This is a genomic window from Bacillus sp. HSf4 (assembly GCF_029537375.1).
In the GTDB taxonomy this organism is placed as follows: domain Bacteria; phylum Bacillota; class Bacilli; order Bacillales; family Bacillaceae; genus Bacillus; species Bacillus sonorensis_A.
Window position 1 is genome coordinate 602614 of record NZ_CP120679.1, and the last position, 16543, is coordinate 619156.

The 16543-nt window shown below is 46.1% G+C and carries 17 protein-coding genes and 1 riboswitch; of the genes, 13 read left to right on the plus strand and 4 right to left on the minus strand.

Annotated elements, in window-relative coordinates; all coding sequences use genetic code 11:
- The first annotated feature begins 50 nt into the window (after positions 1–50).
- The 6 genes from P3X63_RS02985 (at position 51) to P3X63_RS03010 (ending at position 6111) form a co-directional block, all read left to right on the plus strand.
- The gene (locus tag P3X63_RS02985) at positions 51–1082 is read left to right on the plus strand and encodes an AI-2E family transporter (protein WP_026585975.1); all 1032 of its coding nucleotides are present in this window, start codon (positions 51–53) and stop codon (positions 1080–1082) included.
- A 71-nt stretch (positions 1083–1153) separates the two neighbouring features.
- Positions 1154–1293: riboswitch (cyclic di-AMP (ydaO/yuaA leader) on the plus strand.
- 73 nt (positions 1294–1366) lie between these two features.
- Positions 1367–2611, plus strand: a complete 1245-nt coding sequence (locus tag P3X63_RS02990; RefSeq protein WP_026585976.1) for a dicarboxylate/amino acid:cation symporter — start codon at positions 1367–1369, stop codon at positions 2609–2611.
- A gap of 75 nt (positions 2612–2686) precedes the next feature.
- Entirely contained in the window at positions 2687–3613 is a 927-nt protein-coding gene (locus P3X63_RS02995) for an ABC transporter ATP-binding protein (RefSeq protein WP_077735682.1), read from the plus strand.
- Positions 3606–4373: an ABC transporter permease gene (locus tag P3X63_RS03000; RefSeq protein ID WP_026585978.1), complete on the plus strand. Its 768-nt coding sequence runs from the start codon at positions 3606–3608 to the stop codon at positions 4371–4373. The genes P3X63_RS02995 and P3X63_RS03000 overlap by 8 nt, the downstream gene beginning before the upstream one ends.
- A gap of 123 nt (positions 4374–4496) precedes the next feature.
- A complete protein-coding gene (locus tag P3X63_RS03005; RefSeq protein WP_077735681.1) occupies positions 4497–4835 on the plus strand; it encodes a hypothetical protein in 339 nt (112 codons plus the stop codon).
- 109 nt (positions 4836–4944) lie between these two features.
- Positions 4945–6111, plus strand: a complete 1167-nt coding sequence (locus P3X63_RS03010) for an acyl-CoA dehydrogenase family protein (protein ID WP_256860216.1) — start codon at positions 4945–4947, stop codon at positions 6109–6111.
- Positions 6112–6153: 42 nt separating this feature from the next.
- On the opposite strand, the gene fbpB is transcribed toward P3X63_RS03010, so the two are convergent.
- The 3 genes from fbpB to P3X63_RS03025 all read right to left on the minus strand — a co-directional run bounded on the left by fbpB (position 6154) and on the right by P3X63_RS03025 (position 7202).
- On the minus strand, positions 6154–6309 hold the full coding sequence (gene fbpB / locus P3X63_RS03015; RefSeq protein ID WP_026585981.1) for a Fur-regulated basic protein FbpB: 156 nt from the start codon (positions 6307–6309) through the stop codon (positions 6154–6156).
- Between the two features lie 2 nt (positions 6310–6311).
- Positions 6312–6470: a Fur-regulated basic protein FbpA gene (locus P3X63_RS03020; protein WP_035427860.1), complete on the minus strand. Its 159-nt coding sequence runs from the start codon at positions 6468–6470 to the stop codon at positions 6312–6314.
- Between the two features lie 411 nt (positions 6471–6881).
- Positions 6882–7202: a thioredoxin family protein gene (locus P3X63_RS03025; RefSeq protein WP_026585983.1), complete on the minus strand. Its 321-nt coding sequence runs from the start codon at positions 7200–7202 to the stop codon at positions 6882–6884.
- 160 nt (positions 7203–7362) lie between these two features.
- Between P3X63_RS03025 and P3X63_RS03030 the strand changes: the two genes are divergently transcribed.
- The 6 genes from P3X63_RS03030 (at position 7363) to P3X63_RS03055 (ending at position 14651) form a co-directional block, all read left to right on the plus strand.
- On the plus strand, positions 7363–8448 hold the full coding sequence (locus P3X63_RS03030; RefSeq protein WP_026585984.1) for a D-alanine--D-alanine ligase: 1086 nt from the start codon (positions 7363–7365) through the stop codon (positions 8446–8448).
- Positions 8449–8598: 150 nt separating this feature from the next.
- Positions 8599–9969: a UDP-N-acetylmuramoyl-tripeptide--D-alanyl-D-alanine ligase gene (locus P3X63_RS03035; RefSeq protein WP_077735679.1), complete on the plus strand. Its 1371-nt coding sequence runs from the start codon at positions 8599–8601 to the stop codon at positions 9967–9969.
- A gap of 59 nt (positions 9970–10028) precedes the next feature.
- Positions 10029–10721, plus strand: a complete 693-nt coding sequence (locus tag P3X63_RS03040; protein WP_077735678.1) for an alpha/beta hydrolase — start codon at positions 10029–10031, stop codon at positions 10719–10721.
- Positions 10722–11114: 393 nt separating this feature from the next.
- Positions 11115–12584, plus strand: a complete 1470-nt coding sequence (cshA, locus tag P3X63_RS03045; protein ID WP_026585987.1) for a degradosome RNA helicase CshA — start codon at positions 11115–11117, stop codon at positions 12582–12584.
- Between the two features lie 110 nt (positions 12585–12694).
- Positions 12695–13174, plus strand: coding sequence for a PH domain-containing protein (locus P3X63_RS03050; protein WP_026585988.1), 480 nt, complete (start codon positions 12695–12697; stop codon positions 13172–13174).
- Positions 13164–14651, plus strand: coding sequence for a PH domain-containing protein (locus P3X63_RS03055; protein WP_026585989.1), 1488 nt, complete (start codon positions 13164–13166; stop codon positions 14649–14651). The genes P3X63_RS03050 and P3X63_RS03055 overlap by 11 nt, the downstream gene beginning before the upstream one ends.
- Here the strand turns inward: P3X63_RS03055 and P3X63_RS03060 are convergent.
- Positions 14645–15244, minus strand: coding sequence for a rhomboid family intramembrane serine protease (locus P3X63_RS03060; protein WP_077735676.1), 600 nt, complete (start codon positions 15242–15244; stop codon positions 14645–14647). The two genes, P3X63_RS03055 and P3X63_RS03060, sit on opposite strands and share 7 nt — an antisense overlap.
- Before the next feature lie 276 nt (positions 15245–15520).
- Between P3X63_RS03060 and P3X63_RS03065 the strand changes: the two genes are divergently transcribed.
- Positions 15521–16537, plus strand: a complete 1017-nt coding sequence (locus tag P3X63_RS03065; RefSeq protein ID WP_142246052.1) for a LolA family protein — start codon at positions 15521–15523, stop codon at positions 16535–16537.
- Positions 16538–16543 lie beyond the last annotated feature (6 nt).

Sequence of the window (16543 nt, forward strand, 5' to 3'; positions counted from 1 at the left end):
GAATATGCTAAAAAAGTTAAGGACTAAAGTACTGGTGGGAGTGTACTCGAATGGCAGCGTTGTTTAAATTTTTTCAGCACCCTGGGGTCAGGCGTTTTTTTGTTTTTGTTGTTTTGGCGGGCGTTTTATATATGTTCCGAAGCATGATGAATCTGATTTTGCTCACATTTATTTTTACGTTTTTAATGAACCGTTTGGAAAGTGTGATCAGCAGCTTTTTAAATCGTTTTATAAAGGTCAGCCAGAAACTGATCGTATCCTGTTTATATGCGGCTCTTGCCATCGGGCTTTCAATTGGCGGGGTCATGTATTATCCCGTGATCGTCATACAGATTCAGCAGCTTATTAAACAAGGAAAATATATCGCGTCACACCCTGACAGTATTCCTTTTCTTGATATGTTCACAAATATCTTCGGCGATTTCAACCTGACACACTATATGGAAAAAGGACTGAACTTTATCTATACATACATTACGGATATCGGCACCTTCGGCTTGCAAGTGCTGATGTCGTTAATTCTCAGTATGTTCTTCCTGATTGAAAAAGATAAAGTGATGAGCTTGATGAATAAATTTAAAACGAGCAAGGTCGCCGTTTTTTATGAGGAAATCGCGTTTTTTGGAAAAAAATTCACGAGAACGTTCGGCAAAGTGCTGGAAGCGCAATTCATCATTGCGACGATTAATTGTGCGCTGACGACAATCGCTCTCGGGATTATGGGGTTTCCCCAGCTTTTCGGCCTGGCGGTCATGGTGTTTTTCCTCGGACTGGTTCCTGTCGCCGGTGTTGTGATTTCCCTCATTCCGCTGAGCATCATTGCATACAGCATTGGAGGGATCGCCTATATCGTCTCACTGGTGCTGGTCATTATGATTGTCCACGCGATCGAAACTTATTTTTTGAATCCGAAATTGATGTCTGCAAAGACAGAGCTGCCCATTTTCTTTACGTTTATCGTGCTGATTTTCTCCGAACATTTTATTGGGATTTGGGGTCTGATCATTGGGATTCCGATATTTGTCTTTTTACTGGATATACTTGATGTTACAAATAAGGAAGAAAACCGAACCGCGAAATAGCATATATTTGTAAATTCGAAAAGGTGGTTTACATATTTCGAATTTTCAGGTATAACTGTTATATAACGATATAAAGCCACACGTTTAATCCTTTTGTAGGAGTGGGGGACCCGATCATTTGGGGTGAATTTTTTAGTTCAAAGGAACTGAAAGACGGACATCTCTTCGTCCGAACCCGTCAGCTAACCTCATCAACGTGAAGAGAGTCATGTGGAACCAATTGAAATGGTAAAAGCCCGTGGGAGATCTCTCATGGGCTTTTTTTAGAAAGGGGAGGCATCAATATGAAGTTAGCTACAAAGATTATCATCGGTTTGTTGCTCGGTGCGGCGGTCGGCATTTTGTTGAATGTCACGTCACCGGATTTGTTCAGCAAGCTTAATACATTTTTATTCGGGCCGCTTGGCACGATCTTTTTAAATCTGATTAAAATGCTTGTCGTTCCGATTGTTTTCTTCTCTCTCACTTTAGGGGTAGCAGGACTCGGAGATCCGAAAAAACTGGGGAGAATCGGAGCGAAGACGATTGGGTACTTTTTGACGACGACTGCGGTCGCCATCATCATCGGACTTATTTTGGCATTGGTCATTCAGCCTGGTAAAATTGGAACTTACGACACAAGCGGTGCGGAATATTCGGCAGAGAAAGCGCCGAGCGTTGCTGAAACGCTCTTGAATATCATTCCGACAAACCCTGTTCAGGCAATGGCTGAAGGGAATATGCTGCAAATTATCGCATTCTCCATTTTAGTCGGGCTCGGGATTACGATGCTTGGAAAAAAAGCGGACGCCCTTCTGAAAGTGGTCGAACAGGGGAATGACTTGATGATGTTCCTTGTCAACTTTGTCATGAAGTTCGCGCCTTACGGAACGTTCGGCTTGATCGCGGGTGCAATCGGAAGCCAAGGTTGGGATGCGATCAAAGCGATGGGGCTTTATATGATTGTCGTTGTGCTTGCCCTGTTCATTCATGCGATCGTCACATACGGATCAACGGTTGCTTTAATCGCAAAACGAAATCCGATTACATTCTTTAAAGATTTTTCAGAAGTCATGATTGTGGCATTCAGTACGTCAAGCAGTAACGCGACACTGCCTGTTTCCATGGACGTCGCCCAAAGAAAGCTGAAGGTTCCTGAGCCGATCTCGAGCTTTGTTCAGCCGCTCGGCGCTACGATCAACATGGATGGAACGGCGATCATGCAAGGGGTGGCGACAGTCTTTATCGCTCAAGTGTACGGTGTGGATCTGACTTTGACCCAGCTGTTGACAGTTGTTCTGACAGCGGTGCTTGCAAGCATTGGTACGGCGGGGGTTCCCGGCGTCGGATTGATCCTTCTGGCGATGGTTCTGCAAACGGTTGGTCTTCCTGTTGAAGGAATTGCCCTAATATTGGGAATTGACAGATTGTTGGACATGATTCGGACTGCTGTCAATACAACAGGGGATGCGGCCTGCGCTGTCATTGTCACCGAGACGGAGAAAAAACACGGCAAAATCGAGGCGCCTCATACAGAAGTGTCCATGTAAATCAAACATGCTATAATCAAACAGTGCCTGTTTTTAGGCACTGTTTATTTTTTGGGGGAAAAAGAGGAGGAAGCCATGACAAAGCATCCTGTTTTACATATAGAAAGCGTCAGCAAAAATATGGACGGCCGAAAGATACTGCATGATATCCACTTAAAAGCGTATGCCGGGGAAATCATCGGTTTGCTCGGTCCGAACGGCTCGGGAAAAACGACGCTCATCAAATTGATCACCGGTTTGATCAAAAAAAAGAGCGGCTCAATTATCATCAACGGTTTTCCGATTGACCGCCAATTTGAAAAAGCGATTCAAGCCGTCGGGGCGATCGTGGAAAACCCCGAATTTTATCCGTACCTATCAGGCTATGAAAATCTGAAACATTATGCCAACATGCATGCCGGCATCACTCGGGAAAGGTTGGCGGAAGTCGCCGCCAGGGTCGGGCTTGAAGCTGCGATTGATGATAAAGTGAGAACCTACTCGCTCGGAATGAAGCAGCGCCTCGGAATTGCCCAGGCGATTCTCCACAGGCCGAAGCTGTTGATTTTGGATGAACCGACAAACGGATTGGATCCGGCGGGAATGAAGGATTTTCGCGAACATTTGCGGGAGCTTGCACAGGCGGAGGGAACGGCTATCCTGTTTGCCACTCACCTGCTCAAAGAAGTTGAAGATCTCTGCGCCCGGGTTGTCATCCTGCAAAAAGGAAAGATCAAATCGGAAGTCGGCTTGAGGAATACCGACGAAAAGCAGGAAAAAGCGCTTTTCGAAGTTGAGCCTCAGCAAAAAGCGCTGCAATGGCTGACAGAACATGGGTTTGAAGCGCGTTCCGAAAAAGGACGGCTGGCCGTCAAAGTCGCGAAAGCGCAAATACCGGCTGTGAATCAAAAGCTTGTCGAAAACGGGATCGACGTCTATTCGATCGCTCCGTTTAAGCACTCCCTTGAGGATGAATATATGGCGCTGACGAATGGAATGGAAGAGGGGAATACCGATGTTTAAACTGATTCAAAATGAGCATGTCAAACTGCTGAAGAGAAAGGTGACATTCGTTGCGCTGGCGCTGACTGTGGCGCTGCAGTTCCTGCTTGCACTGGTGACCAAAAGGATACTGATGGGCGCGGGAACCGATGACCATTTCATCGGCTATTTCTCATTTGCCCCAAACCTCAATATTCTGCTGCAGGTACTCTCAATTGCCGTGGCCGCTTCGATCATCTCTTTTGAATACGATAAAAAAACGATCAAATTTTTGCTGATCCGCCCTGTCAGCAGGGAGAAAATATTGATTTCCAAATTTTTGACGAGCGTGATGGCAAGCATTTGGCTTTATATCATCTACTACGGATTTTCCTTGCTGTTCGGCCTGATCTTTTTTGGTGTGAAGCTTGATGAAAAAGCTGGAACACTGTTTTTGAATACGCTCCAGCTGATCGGATCAGAGTGGCTGGAAGTATTATTAATGGTCTCGTTCGCGTTTTTCTGTTCGGCATTGTTTAGAAGCAGCGCGCTCAGCATCATGGTTTCGATCGTCGTTCTGTACGGAGCGAAAGCGCTCGTGACGATCATGTCCTATTTGGAAAATCCGCTGGGGAAATTTTTGCTGTTTGCCAACACTGATTTTACCCAATACGCGGAACACGCCAAACCGCTTTTCAGCGGGATGACACCCTTTTTTTCGATCGGCATCATCCTCGTTCACTTCGCATTTTTTCTCGGTGCGGCATGGTGGAGTTTTTGCAGGCGGGACATGAAGGTGTAAAAGTTATTTGTCAAAAGTGTGACGAAAGGAATGACATTTTTGTGAAAGATGTTGCATTTACCGACTAAATTTCCTATTTTCCTTTATAATTTGAACGATAAGGGAATGGGGGATGAGACATCTATGAGAAAATTGATAACGGTGCTGCCGATTATCTTATTGTTGTCATTTTCATTCGTATCTTTTGCATTTCATTTCAGTCATCTTGTCTATTTTAGACTTGCACTTGGGTTGTTTTCGCTTGCAGGTTTGTTGATGTTGTATAAATTAAAAAAACGCGTTTTGCTGTTCATGGCCTATCTGTATGCTAGCTGGATCGCACTGGCCGGCATCGCCGCTTATGAAGAACCGCTTTTTTCCAACTTCTTCTTCGGCGGCCTGGTGATGACGATGGGTTATTTAACATACATGTTGATTTATCTCAGCATGAAGGAAGACGGACGGGACGGCCAGACCGTTTAAAGGAAAAAGTACACACTCATTTGAGTGCGTGCTTTTTTTGTATGATAATGGTTATTGGTTGCACATCCAGTTTTATCAATCTATAATACTTATTAAACTTATCGGAATTATGTCAGGAGGGTGCCGTGTGGGCTCAGTATTTGTAAAAAATGAAAAACAGCAGGAATGGCTTAGTAAAATCGGAAAGCTTGCCGATGAATTTGCGAAAACGTCGGCCTATTATGATGAACATGCTCTGTTTCCGACAGAACATATTCAAAAGCTCCGTGATTCAGGCTATACGGCTTTGACTGTCGGCAAAGACTACGGAGGAGAAGGCATTTCGCTTTATGATATGCTGCTGTTTCAGGAAAGGCTGGCAAAAGGGGACGGACCGACGGCTCTCAGCATCGGCTGGCACTTGAGCGTCATGGGTGAGCTGGCGGAAGGAAACAGCTGGGGTCGTGAAGTGTTCACAATGGTTTCTGAAGAAGCGCTGAAGGGTGCGCTTGTCAACAGAGCGGCCAGCGAAGCGCAGACAGGCAGTCCGACAAGAGGCGGCCGTCCGGGAACGAATGCGGTCAGAAAAGAAAGCGGCTGGGTTGTCAGCGGCAGGAAAACCTTTACGACAATGTCTCCTGTTCTTGATTATTTTCTTGTCACCGCCTGGATTGAAGAAAAACAAACGGTCGGCGTCTTTTTGATTCATAAGGACACAGAAGGCGTAACGATCGAAGAAACATGGGATATGATCGCGATGAGAGGAACCGGGAGCCATGATCTCGTCCTGACTGATGTCTTTTTGGACGATTCCATGCTTGTGGAACTGCAGACGAACAAAAGAACGGATAAACTCAACGGCTGGCTTTTGCACATACCGGCCGTCTACCTTGGCATCGCGCAAGCAGCGAGAGACTATGCCGTCCAATTTGCGGAGGATTATACGCCAAACAGTCTAAAAGGACCGATTAAAGAAGTGCCCGCAGTTCAGCGGCATATCGGTGAAATGGATCTGGAACTGATGAAGGCGCGCCATTTTTTGTATCATGTCGCAGAACTTTACGATGACCCTAAACGCCGAGGCTTATTGACGGGGGAACTTGGAGCTGTCAAACACGCGGCGACAAACACGGCGATTGCTGTCGTAGACAAGGCGATGCGGGTTGTCGGAGCGAAAAGCCTTGCAAGAACAAACCCGCTTCAAAGATACTACCGCGACGTTCGGGCCGGCCTTCACAACCCGCCGATGGATGATGCGACAATCAGCAGGCTTGCCGGACTCGCATTTAGTGAATAAGGGTTTGCTTTAAAAAAGCCGGACTTAAAAAGTCCGGCTCTTTTATGCTTGCTTGTCTTTGGAAACAGAAAGGATGCTGTTTTCATGTCTGCGGTCGATTTTTTCATAAATCATATCCATTTGTTTAGGACTGTGGATGATTTCCTTCTTGTATTCTTCGACAAGCTGATGATAAGGTTTTATTTTTCGCTTTGTCATGATTATCCGCCTTTCTTTAATGATCGGTATTCGCTTTCAAGCTCGCTTAAAGTCAATTCATAAAGATGGCGTTCTTCTTTTTTGTATATACCAAGCTGGATTAACCGCTGTATTAACTGTTTTTTTCTTGATTCCACTGCTTCTGCTAATTGAGGGGCCATACATATTCACCTCATATTCTTAATCGATATTGATAATCATTATCAATTAACATTATACAAAACAAGATCGCCTTCTGTAAAGGGACATCCGTTAAAGAATATTGAAGAAGGTTGCAAAATATGAATGATTATCCAATTAGAAGGCAAAAAAAAGAAGCCGACATGGGCTTCACAACTAGAAAAAATAATTGCAAAATAGGAACAAAAATCATTCTACCCGAATATAAAAAGCGAATCAAGAATTTTTTGCGACATTTCGACAAAGTGCGTTTCCCGGGAAATACTAGATGTCGAATTGGGAGTCGGGCCGAATCTGTTGAAACAATTTTGGCATCTCTTCCGTCTTTTTTAAAGGGAAAGGACATGGGCTTTCCCATGTCCACAAGACATAAAATGCGGATATCATACGAATTAGCTTATGTGTTCTGATAAAAATTCGTTCACTTCTTCAGGCGTCTTGGCGTTTGCGCTGTGAAGGTGGCCTGTTTTTTCTCCGTTTTTGAAGATTAAAAGGCTCGGAATGCCCATGACTTGATATTTGTCGGCAAGCTCCGGAAGATCATCTTTGTTCAGTTCATACCAGTCATTGTCCTGATAAGCGTCAAGGATGTCGCCGATGAACATGTTCATGCGGGTGCAGTCAGGACACCAGTCGGCGAAAAACTTCACGATGATTTCTTTATCGGATTGGATCAGTTCATTAAATTGTGCTTCAGTTGTGATTTTTTTCAATTGCAACCTCTCCTTTTCAATGCCATTGTAATATAAAATGAAAAGGATTTACATATAAAAGCTTTTTTCTTAGGCTGCTCATGTATGTCTAAAATTATTAGATCATTTTCCCCGGAAAGTGATAAGATAGTAAAGATGAATCCAGTGGGGGGAGTACGAATTGAAGACAAGATTAGGATTGGTATACGGCGGGAAATCAGCGGAGCATAACGTTTCCCTGCAAACCGCACTAGCCGTCACGAAAGCGTTGGATACTGAAAAATTTGATATACATCCGATTTATATAACTGAACAAGGCGAATGGGTCAGGGGGCCGCAGCTGACAGAGCCTGTGTCAAACGTTAAAATGCTGCAGTTCGAGCAGACGGGCCGGACGTTCTCGCCTGCCCTTTTAAACCGCGACATGTTTCCGGGGCAGTCTGATGCCAAAGAAGAATCTGTCGATGTTGTGTTTCCGCTTTTGCACGGACCGAATGGAGAAGACGGCACCATTCAAGGCATGCTGGAACTGCTGAATGTTCCTTACGTCGGAAATGGGGTTTTGGCTTCTTCTGCTGGTATGGATAAAGTGGTCATGAAGCACCTGTTTGCACAAGCGGGGCTTGATCAGGCGAAATACGCTTCCTTTGTGAAAAAAAGCTGGAATGAAGCGAAGGAAGAGAGCTATGATCAGGTTGAAGAGAAGCTGGGCTATCCGTGCTTTGTCAAACCGGCAAACCTCGGGTCAAGCGTCGGCATCAGCAAATGCCGGAACCGTGACGAGCTTGATAAAGCTTTTGAGCTTGCTTTTCAATATGACCGGAAAATCGTTGTTGAGGAAGGTGTGATCGGCCGCGAAATTGAAATCGGCGTTCTCGGAAATGATGATCCGGCTTGTTCAGTCGCGGGCGAAATCGCTCCGAAGAAAGACTTTTACGACTACAAAGCAAAATATGAAGACGGTGACACCGATTTGATCATCCCGGCTTCTTTAACAGAAGATGAATATGAAACAATCAGCGCCATGGCGGTTAAAGCTTTTCAGGCGATTGATGGTTCAGGCCTTGTCAGAGCCGACTTCTTCTTGACAAATGAAGGGAAGGTGCTGATCAATGAGGTCAATACGATGCCCGGATTTACACCGTTCAGCATGTTTCCGCTCTTATGGAAGCAAGCAGGAGTCGACTATGCTGAATTGATCGAAAAGCTCGTCGCTTTGGCGATCGAGCGCCATGAAGAAAAACAGCAGATTAAACATACTTTTTAAACGGGTGCAGCCGGCAATCCGGCAGCTCCAAGACCAAAATCCGGCATGGGGTTAGAAAGGTGCGGACCGCGGTTTCGCTTCCTGAAATCTTTAGACACTATCTGTTCTGATAGTGTCTCTTTTCCTTGCTGGAGAAAGAGAGGGAAGAAGATGATAAAAAGAACGGTAAAAGAAATGGCTGAAATGGCGGGAGGCCGCCTGCTCGATGAAAATTTCGGCGGAAGGCTCGTCAAAGGCGTCTCAACAGATTCAAGAAAGCTGGCGACAGACCAGTTGTTTATTCCGCTGACAGGTGAGCGATTCAACGGCCACGCTTTTGTAGAACAGGCCTTTCGCGAGGGTGTTGCCGCGGTTTTGTGGAACCGAAGCGAACCGAATCCGCCGGAAGGAAAAGCGGTCATCATCGTCGATGATACGCTCGAAGCACTGCAAAACCTCGCCAAAGCGTATCGCCATCAGCTTGATGTCAAAGTGGTCGGCGTAACCGGCTCAAACGGGAAAACGACAACGAAGGATATGATTCATGCCGTTTTGGGAACGGAGTATAAAGTGCATAAAACAGAAGGAAATTATAACAATCATATCGGTTTGCCGCTTACGATACTGGCGATGCCGGAAGATACGGAAATCGCCGTTCTCGAGATGGGGATGAGCGCCAAAGGAGAAATCGATTTTCTGACCCGCCTGGCGCGACCGGATATTGCCGTCATCACCAACATCGGTGAATCGCATCTCCTTGAACTCGGATCAAGGGAAGCGATCGCCGAAGCAAAGCTTGAGATCGTCAACGGTCTTTCAAATGAAGGCACATTGATTTATATCGGTGATGAGCCGCTTCTGTCCAATCAGCTTAATCAGACTCCGTACCATACAAAGACGTTTGGCGAGGGTGCGGCTTTGGATTATCAGCTGGAGGATGTCAACCAGTCGGAAGAAGGAACTGCTTTCCGCGTCAGAGGCATTGAAACCCGCTTTTTTATACCTGTTCTCGGCAAGCACAATGTCAAAAACGCGCTGGCGGCCATTGCGGCAGGGGACTTGTTGAAAGTCAGCCGCCCGCACATTGCCGAAGGGCTGACAAAGCTGAAGGTCACGGGGATGCGGCTTGAGCTCGTGAAAACGAAGGCCGGCGTTGCCGTCATTAATGATGCCTACAATGCAAGCCCGACATCGATGAAAGCAGCGATTGAGCTGGTGGAGCAAATGAAGGGCTACGGCAAAAAAATGCTCGTTCTTGGCGATATGCTTGAGCTTGGCGAAGGGGAAAAAGTTTTTCACGAAGAAATCGGGAAAGCGATTCACCCGGAAGCGGTCGACTTTGTATTTGCATACGGAGACCTCGGGGCATATATTGCCAAAGGAGCAATGAAGCATTTTCCTGAGCACCGCGTCTTCCATTTTGGAAAAGAGGATAAAGACAGTCTCAAGGAAGCGCTGAAAGCAAAAGCGAACGCCGGAGACTTAATTCTTGTCAAAGCGTCAAGAGGGATGCGGCTTGAGGAAACGATAAAAGACTTGTAAGGGAGTCAGAAAGTCGTTTGAAGATATGATAAACAGGAAAAAGAAACGGGTGAAAAGTCATGATCGGATGTTTATGCATTCATGGTTTTACCGGAGCTCCGTACGAGGTTGAACCGCTGGCTGCCCACTTAAAAAAAGCGACCGGCTGGCATGTTGAACTGATCACTCTGCCGGGACATGGAGATATGCCGGCTTTAAAAGGCGTCAGTTACCAGGAATGGATAGCCTGCGCTGAAGTTGAGCTCGTCCGTCTTCTTAAAACATGTGAAACCGTATGTTTAATCGGCTTTTCGATGGGCGGAATGATAGCCGCCTATTTGGCGGGAAAGTACCCTGTCAGCCGCCTCGTGCTTTTGAGCGCGGCTGCCCAATATATCAGCCCCGGACAGCTGATTCAGGATCTGAAGAATGTGATCAAGGATTCATTCCAAGGCAAGCTTGAGGATAATCTGCTGTACAAAAGGTACAAAGAAAAGCTGACAAGCACACCGGTTTCCTCGGCTCTCCAGTTTCGCAAGCTGGTCAAAGCGACAAAACCGGCTTTGAAAAACCTGCGCATCCCTGTGCTCATCGTCCAGGGGGAATGCGATGCCATCGTCCCTTTATCAAGCGCCTATTATTTGTATGAGACGATTCCTTCCGAGGAAAAAGAACTTTGCCTTTTGCCGGATTCCAAGCATCATGTCTGCCTTGAAGAAAACCCCGCATCCCTGTTTCAAACCGTGGAAACATTTCTCAAGCATGGGCTCTGATGGATTTAAAAAAATAAATAATTCCTTAAGATTTTGGAAAAACTATAACCCGTGGAGAGTAGGGTCGGGAAAAATAAATATCTAACCATATAAAGCCTGTGTTACAATGTGTAAAAGATGCTCCAAAGGCGATTTCTTAAATTCTTAAGCCGGGGCTCTGTTTTGCTGGGTTAGGACAGGCGGCAGGCCCTCTTGGCCGGCCCGGAAAAAAATGCCGCATGAGAGCACATCCCGTCGTCTCGTCTTGTTGAAAAACATATAACGGAATGGTAATATAACATGTAAAGTAATTCGGGCTTTGTATAAGTATGAACCTGTCCTTTATATAAAGGGCAGTTTTTATTGATGAAACACGACATTACTGAAACAGTAAGCAGAAGGAGTTTGAATACATTGACTATAACGTTTCAAGATTTCCAATTAAGTTCTGATCTCACTAAAGCGATTGAGCGTATGGGATTTGAAGAAGCAACACCGATTCAAGCGCAAACGATTCCGCTTGGCCTTGCAAATAAAGATGTCATCGGACAAGCGCAAACAGGAACAGGAAAAACGGCTGCATTTGGCATCCCCCTTGTTGAGAAAATCGACCCCGAGTCTCCTAACATTCAAGCCATTGTTATCGCACCTACTCGTGAATTAGCCATTCAAGTTTCTGAAGAGCTATACAAAATCGGAAAAGATAAGCGTGCACGAGTGCTGCCAATTTACGGAGGACAGGATATCGGCCGGCAAATTCGCGCACTTAAGAAAAATCCTCACATCATCGTCGGAACTCCGGGCCGTCTGATCGACCATATCAACCGCCGCACGATGCGCCTGCAAACGGTCAACACCGTTGTGCTTGACGAGGCGGATGAAATGCTGAACATGGGATTCATCGAGGATATCGAATCGATTCTTTCCAATGTGCCTGAAGACCATCAGACACTGCTGTTTTCCGCAACAATGCCGGCGCCGATTAAGCGGATTGCCGAGCGTTTTATGAACGAACCTGAGCACATTAAAGTAAAAGCAAAGGAAATGACGGTATCAAACATTCAGCAATTCTACCTTGAAGTGCATGAACGGAAAAAGTTTGATACACTGACGCGTCTGCTCGACATTCAGTCGCCTGAGCTTGCGATCGTATTCGGCCGCACGAAACGCCGTGTTGATGAACTGACGGAGGCGTTGAACCTGCGCGGCTATACGGCTGAAGGAATTCACGGAGATTTAACACAGGCAAAGCGGATGGTCGCCCTCCGCAAATTCAAGCAAGGCGCAATTGAAGTGCTTGTTGCAACAGACGTCGCCGCCCGCGGTTTGGACATTTCCGGTGTCACACACGTCTACAACTTCGATGTCCCTCAAGATCCGGAAAGCTATGTACACCGCATCGGAAGAACGGGACGCGCGGGTAAAACGGGTATGGCGATGACCTTCATCACACCGCGTGAAAAGGATATGCTGCGCGCCATCGAACAAACGACAAAACGCAAAATGGACCGGATGAAAGCGCCGACTCTTGACGAGGCGATTGAAGGACAACAGCAGGTGACTGTTGACCGCATCCGCACGATTATTGACGAAAACAATCTGAACTTCTATATGTCCGCGGCTGCGGAGCTGCTTGAAGACCATGATTCTGTCACGGTCGTGGCGGCTGCCATCAAAATGATGACAAAAGAGCCGGATAATACGCCTATTCGCTTAACAGAGGAGGCGCCGCTCAGAACGAAGCGGAACAAAAACAACCACCACCGTTCATCTAAGCGCAGAGACGGCGGCGGATACAGAGGAAAAGGAAAGAACAGCCGTTCATCCTATGATAAAAAGCGTTCTTCTAATGACAGACGCCAGAAAAAATCATATCATTCTTAATCAGAAGGCGGATCCTTTTAACGGATTCGCCTTTTTTAAAAGGTGCAAATGAGTGAAACATTTTCCGCTTGAAAAACGTACATAAGAATAAAGATTGGGGGAGTCAAATGTTGAGAAATGAACCGAAAAATCAAATCAGCCGTGATGGCGTAAAAGTATGGAGAATTTCCGCAATCATCACATCATTCATTTTATTTCTGACAGCCGCCGGTTTGACCGTGCTTTGCGTGGTTTTTCAGTGGCCTTTATGGATCGGGATTTTGGCAGGCGCCGTATGGCTGATCCTTTCCATTTTCACCATATGGATTATCCCGAATCTCCGCCACAAAATATGGCGCTATGAAGTCCATGAGAATGAAATTGATATTCAGCACGGGATTTTCGTCGTGACGCGCGTGATCGTGCCGATGGTCAGGGTTCAGCATGTTGATACATCACAAGGGCCGCTGCTGAGAAAATACAATCTCGCTTCAGTGCAAATTTCAACAGCGGCGACAACCCATTCAATCCCGGCTCTCGATATGGAAGAAGCCGATCAGCTCAGGGATTTCATCTCCCGTTTGGCAAGGGTGACAGAAGATGATGTCTGAACCGAAGCGTATGCACCCGGCAGCCATGATTCTCAATTTTTTTACCGGGCTTGTTGAAACCGTTAAGAATTATATCATTCCTTTTGGTGTGGCCTTTTTCTTAAATCAAAACCATCTTGTCAAAATGATAGCGATCGCTGCGGGTGTGCTGATTTTCCTTTTTTTGATTGCAAGCAGCATAATCAAATGGCGGAAATTCACCTATCGGATTGAGGAGGATGAACTGCGGATCGAGGAAGGTCTGATCACCAGAAAGAAAAGGTACATTCCGATTGAGCGCATTCAAACGATCAACACGAGCGCGGGTCTCATCCAGCAAATGTTTAAGCTTGTCAAGCTTCAGGTCGAAACGGCCGGTGACGGCAAAGAAGCGGAAGTGTCCCTTGTCGCCATCACACAGGAAGAAGCTGACAATATCCAGCAGGTTCTGTTTGACAGGAAGCGGGAAATAACAGGTATTGCAACAGGTGAAGCAGGACTGCAAAAAGAGGCTGTCGAGAAAGTGGAAGAAGCACCGCAGGCACCTGAGCTGACATATAAAATGAGCGGGCAGGAGCTTCTCGTCGCCGCCTCGACTTCAAGCGGCATCGGCGTGATCATTTCAGGGGTTTTCGCCTTTATTACTCAAATCGACGATGTTTTCAATTTGGACTGGCTGTATGAGCGTTTTTCTTTTTTGAACAGCGCCGGGGCCGCCGTCATCGGACTGGTCGTCTTCATCGGACTGGTCATCGCCTGGCTGCTCAGCGTCATCGGGATGCTTTTAAAATATGCGAATTTCACGATCGTGAGAAAAAACAAAGACATTATCATTTCCCGGGGGCTGATCGAAAAGCATCAAACGACCATTCCGCTGCAGCGTATTCAGGCGATTAAAATAAAAGAAAGCCTGATCAGGCAGCCGTTCGGCTATGCAACCGTCACAATCGTCAGCGCCGGCGGAAGCGCGATGGAAGAGGACAAATCAACCGTCTTGTTTCCGATCATCAAGAAAAAACAGATCAAAAAACATCTTTGTGATTTTCTTCCGGATTATGCTCCTGAAGAAGAATTGAACCGTTTGCCGAAGCGGTCGATGAGAAGGTATTTGCTGCGCGCGTCCTGGCCTGTTCTCGCGGTGATTCCCCTCAGCATATTTCTGTCGCCATGGGGGTATTTATCCATCCTGTTGATCCCTCTTTTTTGGATCATCGGCTACTTGGCTTACCGTGATGCCGGATGGAAAATCAGCGGTGACAGGCTGATCGTGTCCTCCCGCTTCATCAGCAGGACGACAGCCGTCGTCAAGCGCCGGCGCATGCAGGTTTTTGAGGTCAGCCGTTCGTTTTTTCAGCGCAGAAGAAAGCTTGTTTCCATTCATACATCAACAAAATCATCCATTTTAATGGAGAAGTTTTCTGTAGCTGATGTGGATCAGAAAGATTCGGAAGAGATTTTTGCTTGGTATTCCTATGAAAAAAGAGTGACCGGTCAATAGCCGCCACTCTTTTTTTTGACGAGCAGCGGTGAAAGCGCAAATCCGCCGATCAGGCCAAAAATGTGAGCCATGATGTTAATGTTTTGATTGATAAACGTCATCAAAACAGAAACGGCAAGAATGGTCACAATGATTTGCGAATTTTCTCTGCCCATCAGCTCTTTTTTAAACAGCGCGATGTATAAATAAACGCCGAACAAGCCGAAGATGGCTCCGGAAGCCCCGACATGCATATACTCAAGAGGCTCGATGAAAAAGGTGCCGATATTGCCGGCCACACCGGCTGCTAGATAAATGATGATGAATCTTAGCTTGCCCAGCATCCGCTCAAGTCCGGGTGCAAATAAAAACAGCGACATCGAGTTGAAGAGCAGGTGCGCAAAACCCCCGTGAATGAAAATCGGCGTTGTCAGCCGCCACCATTCGCCGTTGGCAATGCCCCAGTTAAATCCGATCAAGGCATCGGACCACATTTGCACACCGGGAAGAGGGATGATAAAAAGAATCCAGATGGCAAGCTGCAGGGCCAATATAGCGGTCGTCACCGGAAAAAGCCTGATAAACGTCTGAAAATTTTCTGTTCTGATAAACATGCCCAAGCCCCTTTACAATGATCTCGTACATCTATAGTAACACGTTTATGAGCGGGCGCCGGAAAAGTATGCCGATGAAACGAATTCAAAAGGTTGTCATGCTAGTCTGCATATTGTCTCACCCACCCTCATATATTGGGTAGTGCAATAAGGGAGACAAGTCGTTGCAGGCTTTTATGGTACGCATGCCGATCCTGGCCGGCCCCTGTTTTAAAGGCGTACCGTTAAAGTCGAACAAGCGGTTTCTTCCTTTTTACATCAATGATTAAAAAGGGGTTGAAAAAGGTGAGAAAAAGCTTTGTTTTGCTTTTAACGGGGCTGCTTGTCGTCTTTATGCTTTCTGCCTGCGGCCAAAAATCGCAAGAAGATGTTGTGACGGGGCTCGATAAGAAGGCAAAAGAATACACGTCCTATAAGGCAAAAGCAAAAATGACGATCGAAACGGGCAATGAACCGCAAGAGTATAATGTGGAGATCTGGCATAAAAAACCTTCTTTTTACCGGGTCTACTTGGAAAACCCGAAAAAAGACCAAAGCCAGGTGATTTTGCGAAATGAAAACGGCGTGTTTGTCTTGACGCCATCCTTGAACAAAAGCTTCCGTTTTCATAGCGATTGGCCAAACAACAGCAGCCAGGTCTATTTGTTTGAATCACTCGTAAAAGACATCAAAAACGATGGAGAAGCTTCCTTTTCAGCAAAGGACTCAAAGTATACTTTTGAAACGAAGACAAACTATCAGCATAATCAGATGCTCCCCACACAAGAAATCGTATTCAATAAGAAAAACATGGCCCCTCAATCGGTGAAGGTGATGGATACAGACCGAAAAACAATGGTAAAGGTTGAATTCACAAGCTTTGAATTTAATAAACCTTTTGATAAAGACTCTTTCGATGAAAAGAAAAATATGACGCTTTCTCAAATAGATGTGGCGACAAGCGCTGAGCCGTCGGACACATTCGCCGTCAAAACGCCGCTTGATGTACCGCAGGGCGCAAAAAAACTTGAAGAAAAGGAAATCACGACAGATGACGGCAAAAGAGTCATCATCACATACGGCGGAGAAAAATCGTTCACTTTAATCCAGGAAAAAGCCCGCGTCGCCAAAACTTCGACAGCGGTTACCATGAACGGTGAACCGGTCAACCTCGGATTTACAGTCGGTGTTTTAACAGACAAATCAGTTTCTTGGACATATGACGGAGTCGATTATTTCATCTCATCAGAGGACCTCTCCCAGGATGAGCTTCTGATGGTTGCCAAAAGCATGCAGGGTCAATCGTCCAAGTAACTGCAG

Bases quoted from the DNA above. Each gene is read 5' to 3' on its own strand.
- P3X63_RS02985 (WP_026585975.1), top strand. From the start codon at position 51: ATGGCAGCGTTGTTTAAATTTTTTCAGCACCCTGGGGTCAGGCGTTTT.
- P3X63_RS02990 (WP_026585976.1), top strand. From the start codon at position 1,367: ATGAAGTTAGCTACAAAGATTATCATCGGTTTGTTGCTCGGTGCGGCG.
- P3X63_RS02995 (WP_077735682.1), top strand. From the start codon at position 2,687: ATGACAAAGCATCCTGTTTTACATATAGAAAGCGTCAGCAAAAATATG.
- P3X63_RS03000 (WP_026585978.1), top strand. From the start codon at position 3,606: ATGTTTAAACTGATTCAAAATGAGCATGTCAAACTGCTGAAGAGAAAG.
- P3X63_RS03005 (WP_077735681.1), top strand. From the start codon at position 4,497: ATGAGAAAATTGATAACGGTGCTGCCGATTATCTTATTGTTGTCATTT.
- P3X63_RS03010 (WP_256860216.1), top strand. From the start codon at position 4,945: ATGTCAGGAGGGTGCCGTGTGGGCTCAGTATTTGTAAAAAATGAAAAA.
- fbpB (WP_026585981.1), bottom strand. From the start codon at position 6,309: ATGACAAAGCGAAAAATAAAACCTTATCATCAGCTTGTCGAAGAATAC.
- P3X63_RS03020 (WP_035427860.1), bottom strand. From the start codon at position 6,470: ATGGCCCCTCAATTAGCAGAAGCAGTGGAATCAAGAAAAAAACAGTTA.
- P3X63_RS03035 (WP_077735679.1), top strand. From the start codon at position 8,599: ATGATAAAAAGAACGGTAAAAGAAATGGCTGAAATGGCGGGAGGCCGC.
- P3X63_RS03040 (WP_077735678.1), top strand. From the start codon at position 10,029: ATGATCGGATGTTTATGCATTCATGGTTTTACCGGAGCTCCGTACGAG.
- P3X63_RS03055 (WP_026585989.1), top strand. From the start codon at position 13,164: ATGATGTCTGAACCGAAGCGTATGCACCCGGCAGCCATGATTCTCAAT.
- P3X63_RS03060 (WP_077735676.1), bottom strand. From the start codon at position 15,244: ATGTTTATCAGAACAGAAAATTTTCAGACGTTTATCAGGCTTTTTCCG.